This is a genomic window from Azospirillum thermophilum (assembly GCF_003130795.1).
Taxonomy (GTDB): Bacteria; Pseudomonadota; Alphaproteobacteria; order Azospirillales; family Azospirillaceae; genus Azospirillum; species Azospirillum thermophilum.
Map to the genome: position 1 here is coordinate 856,567 of NZ_CP029352.1, position 15,926 is coordinate 872,492.

The window sequence follows — 15,926 nt, forward strand, 5'->3', positions numbered from 1 at the left end:
TGCAACAGCTTGTATAGCCGTCGCAGCCCGCTCAGCGGCCTTCCCGGCGCCAAGCCAGCAGCAGGGCGCCGAGCGACAGAGCCAGCACCGCACCCACCGGCAGCAGGGGGACATCCGTTACGCCGGTGACCGTGTACTCGCCATTGGCGCGCAGGCCTAGCCAGCCGTCGCCGGTCTGGGAGCGATCCGCGCGGGTGCGGCGAACCTCGATCCCGGGACGGGGGCCATGGTCGGAGTCGGTGATCCAGTGGATGCCGCCGCCTGTCGCCTTCGCCACCGGGGCAAGAACGTCGCCTGTAGTCCGCACGTCGGCAAGCTCCGGCGGATTGACTGCGCCGACCACCGCCAGGGCCGTACGCTCGCCGTCCGAGATGCGGTAGATGCCGGGAGCGTCGGCCATGACGGTGGCGACGGAGCGGCCGGACTTGTCGTCCGTCATCTCCAGCGTCCGGCTCCGGTCCGATGGCGTAGTCAGGGTGACCGCACGGGGGTCGGGCTGCAGCGACCGGCGCTCCACCGTGATGCGGTTGCCGTCCACCCGGGCGCGCAGGTCGTTCTCCTCCAGCTCCGGTTCCTTCATCAGCCAATGGGCGAGCCGGCGCAGCAGCTCCGCCTGCGGGCCACCGCCTTCATAGCCGCGGCTCCACAGCCAGATCTGGTCAGAGGCGAGCTGGGCGACACGGCCCTTGTCGACCCGGTCCAGCACCAGCAGCGGCCGGCCCTGGGCGCCTTCCATCACCACCACGCCACCGGTGGGGGCGACCTCCACCTGATGGAACCAGCGGCCCCATTGCGGCTGCTGATCGGGCTTGTCGGCCGGGCGATCGCCGGGCAGGCCGGTCGTTACCGGATGCCGGCGCCCGGCATCGGTGACCTGCGGGTGGAAGGGCTGGTCGATCACCTGGCCGGTCGGCTCGGCCGGCAGCACTTGCCCCAGCGGCGTGCGGAACAGCGACAGAGGGGTCGCATAGCCCTGGCCCGAGGCTTCCAGGAGGGCGCCGCCCTTGCGGACGTATTCCGCGATGTTCTCCAGATACATCTGCGGCAACACGCCCCGACGCCGATAGCGGTCGAAGATGATGAGGTCGAACTCGTCCAGCTTGATCTCAAACAGTTCCCGGATCGGGAAGGCGATCAGCGACAGCTCGCGGATCGGCGTCCCATCCTGCTTTTCCGGCGGCCGCAGGATGGTGAAATGGACGAGGTCTACCGACGGGTCGGCCTTCAGCAGGTTGCGCCAGGTGCGCTCCCCTGCGTGGGGCTCGCCGGACACCAGCAGGACCCGCATGCGGTCGCGCACGCCGTTGACGACCACGGCGGCGCGGTTGTTGGCCAGCGTCAGTTCCTGCTTGGCCGGTTCCACCTCCAGCTCCAGGACATTCTGGCCGCCATGATTGACCGGCAGCTCCAGCCGGAAATCGCGGCCGACCGGCACCCGCACCACCTGGGGCGTACCGCCGTCCTGGCGCAGGGTCACCGCGGCATCCGGCGACTGGCGCGCCGGCATGTCGTCGACCCGGATGGTCAGCTCGACCGGCTTGCCGACGATGCCGTAGCTCGGCGCCTGCACGATGGCGAGGCGGCGGTCGCCCTCCTCCTTGTCGCCGGTCAGCAGCGTGTGGATGGGACCGATCTCCGCCAGCTTGCCGGTGTTCGCCGGCACGTCGTGGACCTGCCCGTCGGTGATCAGCACGGCACCGGCCATGCGGCGGCGCGGCAGGTCGGCCATGGACCGGTTCAGCGCGTCGAACAGGTGGGTCTCGTTGATCGCGGCAGCCCCTCCGGCTCCGTCACTGGTGCGAACCACACGGACTTCCAGATCGTCATAAGCCTTCAGCCGCTCGGTAAGCTGGCTGAGCGCCCGCTCCGCCCGCGGCCTCCGGTCCCCGATGGACTGGCTGGGCGAGTCGTCCACCACGATCACCGCGACGTCCTTGATCGGCTCCCGCTTCTCCTGGACCAGCGAGGGGTTGACCAGGGCGAGCGCCAGGATGAGGACGGCCAGCAGGCGCAGCAGCACCCCGCGCGCCCGCCGGAGGGCGGCCAGCAGCACGATCGCCAGCGCCACCCCTACCAGCGGTCCCAGCACCGTCCAGGGCAGCAGCGGCGCCAATGCGATGGAGGTGCCGGAGAACAGATCGACGGGCATCTACTGGCCGAGCCTTTCCAGGATCGCGGGCACATGGACCTGATCGGCCTTATAGTTTCCGGTCAGGGCGTACATGACGAGATTGATTCCGAAACGATAGGCGATTTCCCGCTGCCGTTCCCCTCCCGGAACGACGGCATAGAGGGGCTGGCCGCTGCGGTTGACCGCCCAGGCCGCGGCCCAGTCGTTACCGCCGATGAGGACGGAGGAGACGCCGTCGTTGGCCCGGCCCTCGCGCGCCTCGATCCACAGATCGCCACCGCTGTAGCGGCCGGGAAAATCGGTCAGCAGATAGAACGATTTGGTCAGGACATGGTCCGGTGGCACCGGAGCCAGCGGCGGCACATCAAGACCGGCGACGATCCGCTGCAGCGATTGTGGACCGCCTCCCGACGCCTGGTCGCGGGTGTCGAACAGGATTGTCCCGCCACCGCGCAGGAAGGCATTGACGCGGGACCGGGCTTGATCCGACAGAGGTTGTTGCGATCCGGAAACGGGCCAGTAGAGCAGGGGATAGAAGGCCAGTTCGTCACGCTCGGGATCGATACCGACGGCTCCCGCAGCTTCAACCGCCGTACGCAGGTTCAGCATGGCGACGAGGCCTTCCAGCCCGGCGCGGGACGTTTCGTCAACGGAACTGTCGCCGGTCTGCACGTAGGCCAGATAGGTCTCCGCCGTGACCTTCACCGCCTGGGCATCATCGGCGCGGACGTCGGAGGGAGCGGCGGACAGAAGGATGGCAAACAGGACGGCAGCGGCCGCCCCCGCACTGCGGCGGGCGGTCCAGCGACCGAGCATGCCGCGCAGGGCCAGCGCGACCAACAGGTCTATCGTGGCGAGCGCCAGCGCCACGGCAAGCAGAGACGGCTTCAAGGGCACCTCCCCGCGGCTGCCGAAGCCCGACCGGGCGACCCCACCGGGCATGGTGCCCAGCGGCTCGATCGTCGTTACGACAGCGGATAGATTCAACGCGCGACGGGCATCGTCGGTCCCATAGAATCCCGGCGGATGACGCGGGCCGATCACGTCGGCGGCCGGCGCGTTGCCGGGAATGGGAAAGGCGGTCGCCGGCGGCGGCACCAGCCGGCCGGTTCCGTCCAGTACTTCAACCGGATCCAGCGCCGTGGCGGCACTGCCGCCGGTGATCCCGCCGCTGAGGGCGACCACGCGGCGCAGCATGTCCACGAACAGCCCCGACAATGGAAGGTTGGACCAGTCGGGGCTGGCGGTGGTGTGGACCAGGACGACCCAGCCATCCGCCCGCTTCTCCGACGTCACCAGCGGCGTGCCGTCGGCGAGCCGCGCCCAGGTGCGGTCGGCGAGGTCGAGAGCCGGCTCGGCCAGCACCTGCCGGGTGACGGTGACGTCGTTGGGAATGGACAGGCCGCTGAACGGGCTCTTGGCATCGAAGGGCTGCAGGCGGGCCGGCTCCTGCCAGGACAAGGCGCCGCCCAGCGCCCGGTCGCCGATGCGCAACCGGACCGGCACCAGACGGTCGGCATTCTGCGCCAGCCGTGGTCCGGCAAAGCGGACGAGGACGCCGCCCTTCTTCACCCAGTCGTCGAGGTCCTGCGCCTCCTGCCCGGTCAACGCGCCGATGTCCGACAGGATCAGCACCGCGAGGTCGCGCTTCAGCAGATCGAGGATGCTGCCCCGCCGGACCTCGTTATAGGGGGACAGCGCGCGTTCCAGATAATGCAGGTCGGACAGCAGGGGCTGGCTCTCTCCCTCCGGCCGTCCGGAGACGAGGCCGACCGGCCGGCGGCGCCAGCGCTCGTCCAGCAGGACCGTGGCGCCGGCGGTGGTATCGTTCTCCACCCGCAGGCTGGCGGCGTCGTTGCGCAGTTCGGTCGGAACGTCCAGCCGGACCTCCCGCACCTTCTGTCCGGCCTCGAAAGCGACGGTCTGCCGGGTCAGCAGGCGCCCGTCGGTTGCCGACAGGCGGACGGTGACCGGCTCCGGCCGGGTCGGATCGGCCCGCACGACGCGGGCCGCCAGGGCCGTTCCCTCGGTCGCCGGAGGCAGCAGGAGATGAGGCGGCTTCTCCGCGGAATCGTCCAGCACCTCGGCCGAGCCCAGACGCTGCAACGCCTCGGCCAGGGAGCGGGCCGTGCGGTCGCCGATCCCGTCGCTGACCCAGACGGCATGGACCGAGCCCTGCACCTGCAGGGACCGTACGGCCTCCAGCGCGGCGGCGCGGTCGGTCGGCCAGGGCAGCGGTTCCAGCGCCTGGATCACCCGGCGGGCCTCGCCGGCGGGAAGTATCGCCGTGGGGTGCAGCTTCTCGCCGCCGGCCGGATGGGCGGTCGGCAGCACGATCACCGGCCGCTGCTGCCGGTCGGCCTGGGCGACGATATCCTCCATGGCGCGGCGGCGGTTCGGCCAGTCGCGGCCGGAGGCCCAGCCATTGTCGACGACCAGCAGCAGGGGACCGCCGCCGGGCAGGGCCGCGCGCGGGTTCAGCAGGGGCCGGCAAGCGCCAGGATGACCAGGGCGGCGACGATCAGGCGCAGCAGAAGCAGCCACCAGGGCGTGCGAGCCGGCGTCTCCTCCGTCGCCGTCAGGTCGCGCAACAGGCGGATCGCCGGGAACTGCACGATCTTCGGAGCCGGCGGGGTGACGCGCAGCAGCCACCACAGCACCGGCAGGGCGCCGAGCGCAACCAGGATCCAGGGGGTGGCGAAGGCGATCGGTCCGAGGCTCAGCATGTCAGACCGCCTCCTGCGCGAGCGCGCCCCACAGCCCCAGCAGGGCGGCCTGCGGCGGCCGGTCGGTGCGGTGGACCGCGAAGCTCCATCCTGCGGCGCGGGCAAGGGCAGCGAGCCCGTCCTGTTGGGCGCGCAACCGGTCCTGATAGGCTTGGCGCACCGCCTCCACCCGGGGAACCAGCAGCTTGCCCTCGCGCTCCATCCCCTCGAACTCGACGCGGCCGTCGAAGGGCAGCGTCTCCTCCGCGGGGTCGAGCACTTGCAGGAGATGGCCGCGCACGCCCCGCCCGGCGAGGCCGGCCACCGTCTCATGCACCTCCGGCAGGGGGAGAGCAGGTCGCCGAACAGCACCACCTGGGCATGGCGGGGCAGGGGCTCGACATGCGGCAGCGGATCGGGGGAGGGGGGGGCGGTGGGGTCGGTCAGCGCGCCGGTCAGCCGGTTGATGGCGTTCTTGCCGTGGTCCGGCCGCAGCCCGGCGTTCAGCAGAGCGATCCGCTCGCCGCCGCGCGCCAGCAGGATCCCGGTGGCGAGCAGGAGAAGCTCCGCCCGCTCCCGCTTGGTCGGGAGGCCGGGGCCGAGCGGTAATCCATGGAAGGTGAGCAGTCGCGCCACAGCCAGACCGTCTGCGCCGCCTCCCATTCATTCTCGCGCACATAGACCGGCTGGGTCTTGCCGGACTGGCGCCAGTCGATCATCGCCGGCGAATCGCCCGGCTGATAGCGGCGGAACTGCCAGAAGGTCTCGCCCAACCCGACGCGCCGCCGCCCATGCACGCCCTGGGCAACGGTGGCGGCCACCCGTTCGGCCGCGACCAGCAGGGGCGGCAGGGTCGCCGCCAGTTCCTCCGCCCTCTGGCGGGTTCGCAGCGAGGCCGCGGTCCGGTCGGGAGGCGCCGCCATGCCCGCACTCACGCCAGTGGTTCGCACAGGCGGTCGATCACCGCGTCCAGCGTCACCCCGTCGGCGCGCGCCGCGAAGTTCAACGCCATGCGGTGCTTCAGGATGGGCCTGGCGAGCGCCACCACGTCGTCGAGCGACGGGGCCAAGCGGCCGTCCAGCACGGCGCGGGCGCGGGCGGCGAGCATCAGCGCCTGGCTGGCGCGTGGTCCCGGCCCCCAGGCGACATGGCGGCGCACCTCGGCGGACTCCGACGTCTCCGGCCGGCCGCGGCGCACGAGGTCGAGGATGCCGTCCACCACCCCCTCGCCGACCGGGATGCGGCGGACGAGCCGCTGTGCCGCCTGAAGGTCGGCCGGGGTCAGCACCGCCACGGGGCGCTCGTCGGCGGATCCGGTGGTGGCGATCATCATCCGCCGCTCGGCCTCGCGATCGGGATAACCGACGTCGATCTGCATCAGGAAGCGGTCGAGCTGGGCCTCGGGAAGGGGATAGGTGCCTTCCTGCTCCAGCGGGTTCTGGGTGGCGAGGACGTGGAAGGGCTCGGGCAACGGATGATACTGGCCGGCGACCGAGACGCGGTGCTCCTGCATCGCCTGCAGCAGCGCCGACTGGGTGCGCGGGCTGGCGCGGTTGATCTCGTCCGCCATCAGGAGCTGGCAGAAGACCGGGCCGGGGATGAAGCGGAAGGAACGCCGGCCGCTCTCGCTCTCCTCCAGCACCTCCGATCCCAGGATGTCGGCCGGCATCAGGTCGGGCGTGCACTGGATGCGCTTCTCCGCCAGCCCCAGCACGGTGCCGAGCGTCTCCACCAGCCGCGTCTTGGCGAGGCCCGGAACGCCGATCAGCAGGACATGGCCGCCGGCCAGCAGCGTGATCAGCGTCAGGTCGACGACATCCTGCTGGCCGAAGATGATCCGGCCGATGCGCTCGCGCACATGGGCCAGCCGGCTGCCCAGCGCCTCGATCTCCGCCATCAGCTGGTGCGGATTCTCCGTGGTGGGGTTGGCGTCTGGTGCGCTCACGTCGCTGCTCCCATGTTTGGCGGGCCCTGTCGGTCATCGGGCGTCGCCCGGGGCCGCTTCGTCCGGGCCTTGACCGCCGATCTGTCGTAACGCGCCGGGATCGTAAGTGGACCCAAGATTTTTCGACCCGAGTGTGGACCTAAGAGGACGAGTATGGCGAAAATGCGAACCGGGGACCGCCGGGCCGAAGCACCCGGGCCGGTCCGCCGGAGGGAGGAACCGTAATCCATGAAGGTCGGTGACGAAACACCGGATGGCAAGCGCTCCGATGGTGTTCCCCTGGAGACGCTGGCGCGACTGCCCGACGAACGATCCTACGATATCCGGATCGCCCGCGACGGCACCTGGTACCATGAAGGGGATCCGATCCGCCGGATCGAGCTGGCGAAGCTGGTCTCCACCGTCCTGCGACGCGACGAGGCGGGCGACTACTGGCTGGTAACCCCGGTCGAGCGGGGCCGCATCACGGTCGAGGATGTTCCCTTCGTCGCGGTCGAGATGACCGTGTCGGGCAGCGGCGAGGATCAGGTCCTGTCCTTCCGGACCAATCTGGATGACCGGGTGGAGGCCGGGCCGGACCATCCCATTCGTGTGGTGGAGGACCCTGCAACGGGGGAGCCCACTCCCTATATCGCGATCAGGGACCGGCTGGAGGCGCGGATCCTGCGTCCCGTGTTCTACGACATGGTCGAACGCAGCGTCACCGTCGACCGGGCCGGCGAGTCCGAGGTGGGTCTATGGAGCAAAAAGGTCTTCTTCACGCTGGGCAGGCTGTCTGGCGCATAAGTCTGGAAGAGGTGCGCCGCCGCTTTCCCGGAAGTGCCGCGGCCAGCCTCGAACCTGTGCTGGAGGCGGCGGACGCCGGGATGAAGATTCGCGGCGACCACGATCTCAATCCCGATCTGACGCCGCCGCCGGACGGGCAGGGGCTGCGCGATGCTGCCGTCCTGGTGCCGCTGGTCGACCGGGGGGAGGAGATCACGGTCATCTTCACCCAGCGCACAGCCAACCTGACCGCCCATGCCGGCCAGATCAGCTTCCCCGGCGGCCGGATGGAGCCGTCGGACGAATCCGCGGAGGACACCGCCCTGCGCGAGACGGAGGAGGAGATCGGGCTGACGCGCGACCGGGTGGAGATCCTGGGGCGGCTCGACACCTATGTGACGCGTACGGGCTTCCGGGTGACGCCGGTTGTCGGGCTGGTGCAGCCGCCCTTCACCCTGACGCCCGACCCGACCGAGGTGGCGGAGGTGTTCGAGGTGCCGCTGTCCTTCATCCTCGACCCGGAGAATCCCCGGCGCCATAGTCGGGAGTTCCTGGGCAAGCCGCGCTACTTCTACGCCTTCCCCTACGAGCAGCGCTATATCTGGGGCGCCACGGCCGGCATGCTGGTGAACCTGCGCGACGTGCTGGGCGGCGGCCCGCTGGGCGAGGCCGGTTGATGCCGTGACGGGGTTGCCGCCCCCGGACCGGCAGGGTAGCGTGCCGCCATGACCGTCGCCGCCCGCCTTGCTCCCCAGCCCTGGATGACCGACGAGGAGAGCCGCGCCGTGATCGCGGCGCTCGCGGCGGGCGGCGCCGATGCCCGCTTCGTCGGCGGCTGCGTGCGCGACGCCTGGCTGGGCCGTCCCGTGAAGGACGTGGACATCGCCTCCCACGCCCCGCCGGAACGCGTGATGGAGTTGCTGAAGGCGGCGGGCATCACCGCGGTGCCGACCGGCATCGACCACGGCACCGTCACCGCCGTGATCAATCGCAAGCATTTCGAGATCACCACCCTGCGACGCGATGTCGAAACCGACGGCCGCCACGCCCGGGTGGAGTTCACCGACGACTGGGTGGAGGATGCCGCCCGCCGCGACCTGACCATGAACGCGCTGAGTTGCACGCCGGACGGCAACGTCTACGACCCGTTCGGCGGCCTGGCCGACATGGCGGCGGGGCGCGTGCGCTTCGTCGGGGAGGCGCGCAAGCGCATCGAGGAGGACGTGCTGCGGCTGCTGCGCTTCTTCCGTTTCCACGCCCATTACGGCCGCGGCGATCCCGACCCCGAGGCGCTGGAGGCGTGCGAAGCCCTGGCGCCCCGCCTGCCGACGCTGTCCGGCGAGCGGGTGCGCGGCGAGCTGTTCCGCCTGCTGACCGCTCCCGACCCCGGGGCGGTCTGGCGGCTGATGATCGGGCATGGCGTGATGGCGCATCTGCTGCCGCAGGCCACCGGCGTCGCCCGGCTCGACCGGCTGGCCCGCCTCGCCCACGATCTTGGGGAGGCGCCCGACCCGCTGCGCCGGCTGGCCGCCGTCCTGGAGGTCGACCGGGCGGGCGCCCTGGCGGTGGCCGGGACCCTGCGCCTGTCCAACGCCGAGCGCGACCGGCTGGCCGCCCTGATCGAGCCGCCGGTGCCGGTGCATCCGCTCGACGACAGGGTCAAGCGCCGGCAGGCGCTCTACCGGCTGGGCGACGCCGGCCTCTACCGCGATCTGGTGCTGATGGCGGCGGTCGGGCCGGCCGGTCCGGTCTCGCTGGGCGTCATCCGCAAGGCCCTCGCCACGGCGGAAGACCTCCCCTCCCTGCGCCTGCCCGTCGCCGGCCGTGATCTGCTGGCGCTGGGCATGGACCGTGGTCCGCGCGTGGGCGAGGCGCTGAAGCAGATTGAAGCGTGGTGGATCGCCGAGGATTTCCGGTCCGGCCGGAGGACTGCCTGGGGTTCGCCCGATCCCTGATCGGGGCTTCTCCCGATGCGTCGGCCGGATAGACCGCTTCATCCCGATGGTGCGGACATGGCTGCGGCGGCTTCCGGCCGGTCAGCAGGCGGTGGGTTCAGGGATGGTGTCGCAGCCGGCGGCCCGGGCCAGCTCCCTGCCGATCGTGAAGGCCCTGCGCAGCGCGTCCTCCCGGGCCTGGGCATCGGGCAGCATCATGATCTCCGACCCGACCACGCGGGCGCCGCAGTAGCCGAAGATGCCGTGGTCGATCTGCGTGCGCATCGCCTGGGAGTAGCCATGCCGGGCGTAGGTGCCCGGATCCGCCGCGCCGATGGCGACGAGTTGCACAGCAAGCCGGTCAAGCCGCTTCATGAGGCGGCCGTCCGGCAGCTCGTCGTAAGCCCAGCCCTGGGCGAAGACGCGGTCGATCCACCCCTTCAGCAAACCGGGCATCGACCACCAGTAGATCGGATAGACGAGCACCAGGACATCCGCCCGGTCTATGCGCCGCTGTTCGGCGAGGACGCCGGGATCGGCGGCGCCGCGGCGGAGGAACAGCTCATGATCCACGGAGGTGAAGCGGGGATCGAATCCTTCGGCGGCGAGATCGGCCATCTCGCCCGTATGGCTCGGGTCGGATTCGATCCCTGCCATCACCTGTCTGGCGATGGCGTGGGTCAGGGACGCGGGTTCGGGATGCGACGTCACGACAAGGGCATGCATGGTTCGACCCTCTGAAACTGGTTCGGTTCGGAAGCGGGATGCTATATACTATTAGTAAGTTACTATTGGTAGGTTAGATGTCAAGCACGCCGCAGACAGAATCCGTGCCGCCGTCCCGTCGCCGCCTGTCCCGGGGGAGCGGCACGCCCAGCTCATCGAAACCGCCAGGCATCTGGTCCGGGAGGAGGGCACCGACGCATTGACTCTCGGACGGCTGGCCGAGCGGGCGGGCGTCACCAAACCGGTGGTCTACGATCACTTCGAAACGCGGAACGGACTGCTCGCCGCGCTTTACAAGGATTACGACCTGCGTCAGACCGCGATGATGGACGCGGCGCTGGCAAGCTGCGAACCGACCCCGTCGGCCCGCGCGCGGGTCATCGCCTCGGCCTACGTTGGGTGCGTGCTGACGGAAGGGCGGGAAATCCCGGGCGTCAGGGCGGCCTTGGCGGGCGCACCGGAAATGGATGCCCTCAAGCGCGGTTATCAGGCCGGATTCATTGCCAGATGCCGTGCCGCGCTGCAGCCGCACGCCGAGGAACACTGCCTGACGCTTGCGGCCTTCTGGGGAATCCTGGGGGCCGCGGATGCCTTGTCAGACGCCGCGGCGCGGGGCGACATCACGGAAGACGAGGCCGTGGAGGAACTGTACCGCATCATCCTCGCCACCGCCTGTCGCGGATGACGCTGGTTCCGTGGAAGACTCTGGCTCGCTGCCGGGCCGCCGGGCGGGGGCCCAGGCCCCCGTTCCCGGCTGGGCAGGCCCGGTAATCCTGCTCACGGCCACTTCACTTCCGGCGGCAGGCTCATCAGGATCGCCTCGGTGTTGCCGCCGGTCTTCAGCCCGAAGGTCGTGCCGCGGTCGTAGAGCAGGTTGAACTCCACATAGCGGCCACGGCGAATAAGCTGGTGCTCACGCTGTTCCGGTGTCCAGGGCCGGTTCATGTGGCGGCGGACCAGTTCCGGATAGACCTTGAGGAAGGCGAGACCGACGTCGCGGGTGAAGGCGAAGTCAGACTCCCAGTCGCCGCTGTCGAGATTGTCGAAGAAGATGCCGCCGACCCCGCGCGCCTCTCCCCGGTGGGGCAGGAAGAAGTAGCGGTCGCACCATTCCTTGTAGCGCGGGTAATAGGTCGGGTCGTGACGGTCGCAGGCCTCGCGCAGGGCGCCGTGGAAGGCCGCCGTGTCGTCGCCGTCCTCCACCATCGGCGTCAGGTCGGCGCCGCCGCCGAACCAGCCAATGCTGGTGACGATGTGGCGGGTGTTCATGTGGGTCGCCGGGACGAGCGGCGAGCGCATGTGGGCGACGAGGCTGATGCCCGAGGCCCAGAATTCGCCGGTCTCCGCCGCGCCGGGGATGTTGGCGCGGAATTCCGGGCTGAAGACACCGTGGACCGTCGAGATGTTGACGCCGACCTTCTCGAACACCCGGCCGCGCATCACCGACATGGTGCCGCCGCCGCCCTCGCCGCCGCCGTGGTCGGGGCGCGCCCAGCTCTTGCGCTCGAAGCGGCCGGGCGGCAATTCGGCGTGTGGACCGGTCAGCTCGTCCTCCAGCCGTTCGAACTCGGCGCAGATCCGGTCGCGCAGCTCCATGAACCAGGCCGAGGCGCGAGCCTTGCGCTCCTCGATCAGGGCGGGAGAGGCGGGAGTGGACGATGCGGCCATGGGAACGAACCTCTATCAGGGGAACGCGGCAGACTGACGCAGGGCCTCACCCAACACCATCGCCGCGCCGACCGCAACATTCAGCGAGCGTGCCGGCGGCTTCATCGGGATCAGCAGCCGGGCATCCGCCGCCTCATGAACCTCGTCGGGAACGCCGGCGCTCTCCCGGCCGACCAGGATGCGGTCGTCCGGCGCGAAGGCGAAGTCGGTATAGCGCGTCGCGGCGCGGGTCGTCAGCAGGACGAGGCGGCCCTGGTGAGGCAGTGAGCGGTAGGCGGACCAGGACTGGTGACGGATCCAGTCGAGATGGTCGATGTAGTCCATGCCGGCACGGCGCAGCCGCCGGTCGTCCAGGATGAAGCCGCAGGGCTCGATGAGATCCAGCGCCACGCCGAGCCCGGCCGCGAGTCGCATCAGCGTGCCCGTGTTCTGTGGAATGTCAGGCTCGAAGAGGACGATGCGCATGCAGAACTCCAGAAAAACACTTGGTTATTAGTTGAGAATCGTTCTCATCTGATGTTGCGACGCAGCGCGCGACAACATGTCCGGTTACAAAAGCTTTTCAAGACGCTGGCGCGACTGTATACCGCACCCGAAACACCGGAGATACAACTCCGGACGACGTGGCATGCCCAAGGTGAACACCCCGGCGGACAGGCCCGTCAAGTCGTGCTAGAGAACGGTCCATCTGTCGTCTGGCGCCTCGTCGCGCTCCAGTATGCCTTGAGGAGAAACACGCTTATGGCTCAGACCACGCATCCGCCCGGGACGGGTGCCCATGCGGCTCCTGGCGGTGAGGGCAGCACCCGCCGTGACTTCCTCTACCTTGCCACCGGTGCGGTGGGTGTCGTCGGCGCTGCTTCGGCAGCTTGGCCCTTCATCGACAGCCTGAATCCCGCCGCCGATACGCTGGCGCTCGCCTCCATCGACGTCGACCTGGCTCCGATCGCGGAAGGCCAGGCCATCACGGTGACCTGGCGCGGCAAGCCGGTCTTCGTGCGTCACCGGACGGCCAAGGAGATCGATGAGGCCAAGAAGGTCAACCTCGGTGACCTGCGCGACCCGGCTGCCGACGATGCCCGCGTGAAGAAGCCGGAATGGCTGATCGTCATCGGCATCTGCACCCACCTCGGCTGCGTGCCGCTGGGGCAGAAGCCGACCGACCCGCGCGGCGATTACGATGGCTGGTTCTGCCCGTGCCACGGCTCGCACTACGACACCGCCGGGCGCATCCGCAAGGGTCCGGCCCCCGCCAACCTCGTCGTTCCGACGTACGCCTTCACCGGCGATACGAAGATCCGGCTCGGCTAAGCGGCCCCAAGGTTCTGGAGACCCCGAGATGGCTCAGGCTCAAGCAACAAAGTTCAAGAACCCGGTCGTGAACTGGATCGACAGCCGCCTGCCGATCTTCACGATGCTGGATCACGAGTACAACCACTACCCGATGCCCCGGAACGTCAACTATCTCTGGGCGTTCGGTGCGATTGCCGGCATCATGCTGGTGATCATGATCGCCACGGGCCTGTTCCTGGCGATGCAGTATTCGTCGCACACCTCGCTGGCCTTCGATTCGGTCGAGCGCATCATGCGCGACGTGAATTACGGCTGGCTGCTGCGCTACATCCACGCCAACGGCGCGTCGATGTTCTTCATCGCCGTCTACATCCACATGTTCCGCGGCCTCTACTACGGCTCCTACAAGGCGCCGCGCGAGATCCTGTGGATCCTCGGCGTGATCATCTTCCTCGTGATGATGGGCACCGCCTTCATGGGCTACGTGCTGCCCTGGGGCCAGATGAGCTTCTGGGGCGCGACCGTCATCACCAACCTGTTCTCGGCCTTCCCGATCGTCGGCGACCCGATCGTGACGCTGCTGTGGGGCGGCTTCTCCGTCGACAACCCGACGCTGAACCGCTTCTTCGCGCTGCACTTCCTGCTGCCGTTCGTCCTGCTCGGCCTGGTGATCCTGCACACCGCGGCCCTGCACGTCTCGGGTTCCAACAACCCGCTGGGCATCGAGGCGAAGGGCCCGCAGGATACGGTGCCGTTCAATCCGTACGTCACCATCAAGGACGGCTTCGCGGTCGTGATCTTCCTGATCGTCTACGCCGCGTTCGTGTTCTTCATGCCGAACTACATGGGCCACCCGGACAACTACATTCCGGCCAACCCGCTGGTGACCCCGGCCCACATCGTGCCGGAGTGGTACTTCCTGCCCTTCTACGCCATGCTGCGCGCGATCCCGGACAAGCTGGGCGGCGTGCTGGCGATGTTCGGCTCGATCGCGCTGCTGGCCTTCCTGCCGTGGCTCGACACCTCCAAGGTGCGCAGCTGCAAGTTCCGCCCGATCTACCGCCAGTTCTTCTGGATCCTCGCCATCGACGCGCTGGTGCTCGGCTATGCCGGTTCCCAGCCGGCGGAGGGCGCCTGGCTGGTGATCGCCCGCATCGGGACCGCCTACTACTTCTTCCACTTCCTGATCCTGCTGCCGCTGCTGGGCAAGCTGGAGCGTCCGCTGCCGCTCCCCAGCAGCATCAGCGAACCCGTTCTGAAGGGTGGTGGCCGCGTCGCCGCGGGCGCCCATGCCAAGCCGATGGAGAAGGCCTGATGCGCGCGTTCAAGACTGCAATTCTCTCGGCCGCCCTGGCCCTGGGCCTTGCCGGCGCCGCTCAGGCTTCCGAGGCGGTGCATATTCCGCAGCAGAACTGGCCGCATGGCGGGGTGTTCGGCACCATCGACAAGGCGGCTGCCCAGCGCGGCTTCCAGGTCTACAAGGAGGTCTGCTCGGCCTGCCACTCCATGAGACTCGTCCCCATCCGCACGCTGGCGGGGATCGGCTTCAACGAGGAAGAGCTGAAGGCGATCGCCGCCGGCTACGAGGTCCAGGCCGGCCCGAACGACGCCGGCGAGATGTTCATGCGTCCGGCCATTCCGGCCGACCGCTTCCCGTCGCCCTTCGCCAACGACCAGGCTGCCCGCGCCGCCAACAACGGCGCGCTGCCGCCGGACCTGTCGCTGATGGCCAAGGCCCGCGTCGGGGGCGAGGACTACGTCTACGCGTTCCTGACCGGGTTCGAGGAGCCGCCCGCCGGCGTCAACCTGATGCCGGGCATGAACTACAACAAGTATTTCCCCGGCCATCAGGTCGGCATGCCGAACATCCTGCAGCCCGACGGCGTGTCCTATGCCGACGGCACCAAGGCGACGGTCGAGCAGCAGGCCAAGGACGTGGCGACCTTCCTCACCTTCGCTGCCGAACCGCACATGGATGCGCGCAAGCAGATGGGCGTGAAAGTCATCCTGTTCCTGATCGTGCTCGCCGGCCTGATGTACGCCACCAAGCGCAAGCTGTGGAGCACGCTGCATTGATCGCCGCATCGCGGCCTCGACGCAGGACGTGAGTTGAAGACGGGGCGCCCCATCCGGGCGCCCCGTTTCTTTTCCGGCGGCCTCCGGTCCGGGTTATCCTGCGACCGTCAACAAGGAGGAAGAACGCATGGCCGACGCGCTGATCGACGAGATCGTGGATTTCTGGTTCGACGAGGCGATCAAGCCCTACTGGTTCCGCCGCTCCGACAGCTTCGACCGCACCGTGGCGGAGACGCTGGGGCCGCACCACGAGCGTGCCGCCGCCGGGGAGTTCGATCACTGGATGGAGGACGTCGACGGCTGCATCGCGCTCTGCATCCTGCTGGACCAGGTGCCGCGCAACATCTTCCGCGGCACTCCGCGGGCTTTCGCCACCGATGGGATGGCGCTTGCCGTCGCCCGCCACGTCGTCGCGGAGGGCTACGACCTGGAGTGCACCGCCGACGAGAGGCTCTTCCTCTATCTGCCCTTCGAGCATCACGAGGATCAGGAGAGCCAGGTTCTCAGCTGCCGCCTGTTCCGCGAGCGTGTCGGAGACCCGGAGATCGTCGCCTATGCCGAGCGGCACCGGGAGATCATCGAGCGATTCGGCAGGTTCCCCCATCGCAACGCGATCCTGGGGCGCGAAAGCACGCCGGAGGAGATCGCGTTCCTGCGGGAACCCAACTCCGCCTTCTGAGGCC

17 protein-coding genes are annotated in these 15,926 nt (G+C 69.2%); 8 read left to right on the forward strand and 9 right to left on the reverse strand.

Features of this window, described 5'->3' with window-relative positions; all coding sequences use genetic code 11:
• Nucleotides 1-31: 31 nt before the first annotated feature.
• The 6 genes from DEW08_RS03850 to DEW08_RS03865 form a co-directional block, all read right to left on the reverse strand.
• Nucleotides 32-2,149, reverse strand: coding sequence for a hypothetical protein (locus tag DEW08_RS03850; RefSeq protein ID WP_109324610.1), 2,118 nt, complete (start codon nucleotides 2,147-2,149; stop codon nucleotides 32-34).
• Nucleotides 2,150-4,675 (reverse strand): DUF4159 domain-containing protein, encoded by a 2,526-nt coding sequence (locus DEW08_RS03855; protein WP_245985913.1) that lies wholly within the window; start codon nucleotides 4,673-4,675, stop codon nucleotides 2,150-2,152.
• Nucleotides 4,609-4,857, reverse strand: a complete 249-nt coding sequence (locus DEW08_RS31940; RefSeq protein ID WP_245985914.1) for a BatA domain-containing protein — start codon at nucleotides 4,855-4,857, stop codon at nucleotides 4,609-4,611. The genes DEW08_RS03855 and DEW08_RS31940 overlap by 67 nt, the downstream gene beginning before the upstream one ends.
• 1 nt (nucleotide 4,858) lies before the next feature.
• Nucleotides 4,859-5,161 carry a DUF58 domain-containing protein gene (locus DEW08_RS33690; RefSeq protein WP_425429082.1) on the reverse strand — a complete coding sequence of 101 codons (303 nt, stop codon included), beginning with the start codon at nucleotides 5,159-5,161 and terminating at the stop codon, nucleotides 4,859-4,861.
• Nucleotides 5,162-5,339: 178 nt separating this feature from the next.
• The gene (locus DEW08_RS33695) at nucleotides 5,340-5,759 is read right to left on the reverse strand and encodes a DUF58 domain-containing protein (RefSeq protein WP_425429083.1); all 420 of its coding nucleotides are present in this window, start codon (nucleotides 5,757-5,759) and stop codon (nucleotides 5,340-5,342) included.
• A gap of 8 nt (nucleotides 5,760-5,767) precedes the next feature.
• On the reverse strand, nucleotides 5,768-6,733 hold the full coding sequence (locus DEW08_RS03865) for an AAA family ATPase (protein WP_109324613.1): 966 nt from the start codon (nucleotides 6,731-6,733) through the stop codon (nucleotides 5,768-5,770).
• 276 nt (nucleotides 6,734-7,009) lie between these two features.
• Between DEW08_RS03865 and DEW08_RS03870 the strand changes: the two genes are divergently transcribed.
• The 3 genes from DEW08_RS03870 to DEW08_RS03880 all read left to right on the forward strand — a co-directional run bounded on the left by DEW08_RS03870 (nucleotide 7,010) and on the right by DEW08_RS03880 (nucleotide 9,501).
• Nucleotides 7,010-7,567 carry a DUF1285 domain-containing protein gene (locus DEW08_RS03870; protein WP_109324614.1) on the forward strand — a complete coding sequence of 186 codons (558 nt, stop codon included), beginning with the start codon at nucleotides 7,010-7,012 and terminating at the stop codon, nucleotides 7,565-7,567.
• An 80-nt stretch (nucleotides 7,568-7,647) separates the two neighbouring features.
• A complete protein-coding gene (locus tag DEW08_RS03875; protein ID WP_245985915.1) occupies nucleotides 7,648-8,223 on the forward strand; it encodes a CoA pyrophosphatase in 576 nt (191 codons plus the stop codon).
• Between the two features lie 48 nt (nucleotides 8,224-8,271).
• Nucleotides 8,272-9,501 (forward strand): CCA tRNA nucleotidyltransferase, encoded by a 1,230-nt coding sequence (locus tag DEW08_RS03880; RefSeq protein WP_245985916.1) that lies wholly within the window; start codon nucleotides 8,272-8,274, stop codon nucleotides 9,499-9,501.
• A gap of 81 nt (nucleotides 9,502-9,582) precedes the next feature.
• Here the strand turns inward: DEW08_RS03880 and DEW08_RS03885 are convergent, their stop codons facing one another.
• The gene (locus DEW08_RS03885; protein WP_109324616.1) at nucleotides 9,583-10,206 is read right to left on the reverse strand and encodes an NAD(P)H-dependent oxidoreductase; all 624 of its coding nucleotides are present in this window, start codon (nucleotides 10,204-10,206) and stop codon (nucleotides 9,583-9,585) included.
• A gap of 199 nt (nucleotides 10,207-10,405) precedes the next feature.
• Between DEW08_RS03885 and DEW08_RS03890 the strand changes: the two genes are divergently transcribed.
• Nucleotides 10,406-10,891: a TetR/AcrR family transcriptional regulator gene (locus DEW08_RS03890; RefSeq protein WP_245985917.1), complete on the forward strand. Its 486-nt coding sequence runs from the start codon at nucleotides 10,406-10,408 to the stop codon at nucleotides 10,889-10,891.
• A 92-nt stretch (nucleotides 10,892-10,983) separates the two neighbouring features.
• Here the strand turns inward: DEW08_RS03890 and hemF are convergent, their stop codons facing one another.
• Nucleotides 10,984-11,874 (reverse strand): oxygen-dependent coproporphyrinogen oxidase, encoded by an 891-nt coding sequence (gene hemF / locus DEW08_RS03895; protein ID WP_109324617.1) that lies wholly within the window; start codon nucleotides 11,872-11,874, stop codon nucleotides 10,984-10,986.
• A gap of 15 nt (nucleotides 11,875-11,889) precedes the next feature.
• The gene (locus tag DEW08_RS03900; protein ID WP_109324618.1) at nucleotides 11,890-12,339 is read right to left on the reverse strand and encodes a tRNA (cytidine(34)-2'-O)-methyltransferase; all 450 of its coding nucleotides are present in this window, start codon (nucleotides 12,337-12,339) and stop codon (nucleotides 11,890-11,892) included.
• A gap of 276 nt (nucleotides 12,340-12,615) precedes the next feature.
• Between DEW08_RS03900 and petA the strand changes: the two genes are divergently transcribed.
• From petA to DEW08_RS03920, 4 genes are all read left to right on the forward strand, one after another.
• Complete coding sequence (gene petA / locus DEW08_RS03905; RefSeq protein ID WP_109324620.1) at nucleotides 12,616-13,185, forward strand: ubiquinol-cytochrome c reductase iron-sulfur subunit; 570 nt, start codon at nucleotides 12,616-12,618, stop codon at nucleotides 13,183-13,185.
• Nucleotides 13,186-13,213: 28 nt separating this feature from the next.
• Complete coding sequence (locus DEW08_RS03910; RefSeq protein ID WP_109324626.1) at nucleotides 13,214-14,482, forward strand: cytochrome b; 1,269 nt, start codon at nucleotides 13,214-13,216, stop codon at nucleotides 14,480-14,482.
• Entirely contained in the window at nucleotides 14,482-15,243 is a 762-nt protein-coding gene (locus tag DEW08_RS03915; protein ID WP_109324627.1) for a cytochrome c1, read from the forward strand. The genes DEW08_RS03910 and DEW08_RS03915 overlap by 1 nt, the downstream gene beginning before the upstream one ends.
• Nucleotides 15,244-15,370: 127 nt before the next feature.
• Complete coding sequence (locus DEW08_RS03920; RefSeq protein ID WP_109324628.1) at nucleotides 15,371-15,922, forward strand: DUF924 family protein; 552 nt, start codon at nucleotides 15,371-15,373, stop codon at nucleotides 15,920-15,922.
• Nucleotides 15,923-15,926: the final 4 nt, after the last annotated feature.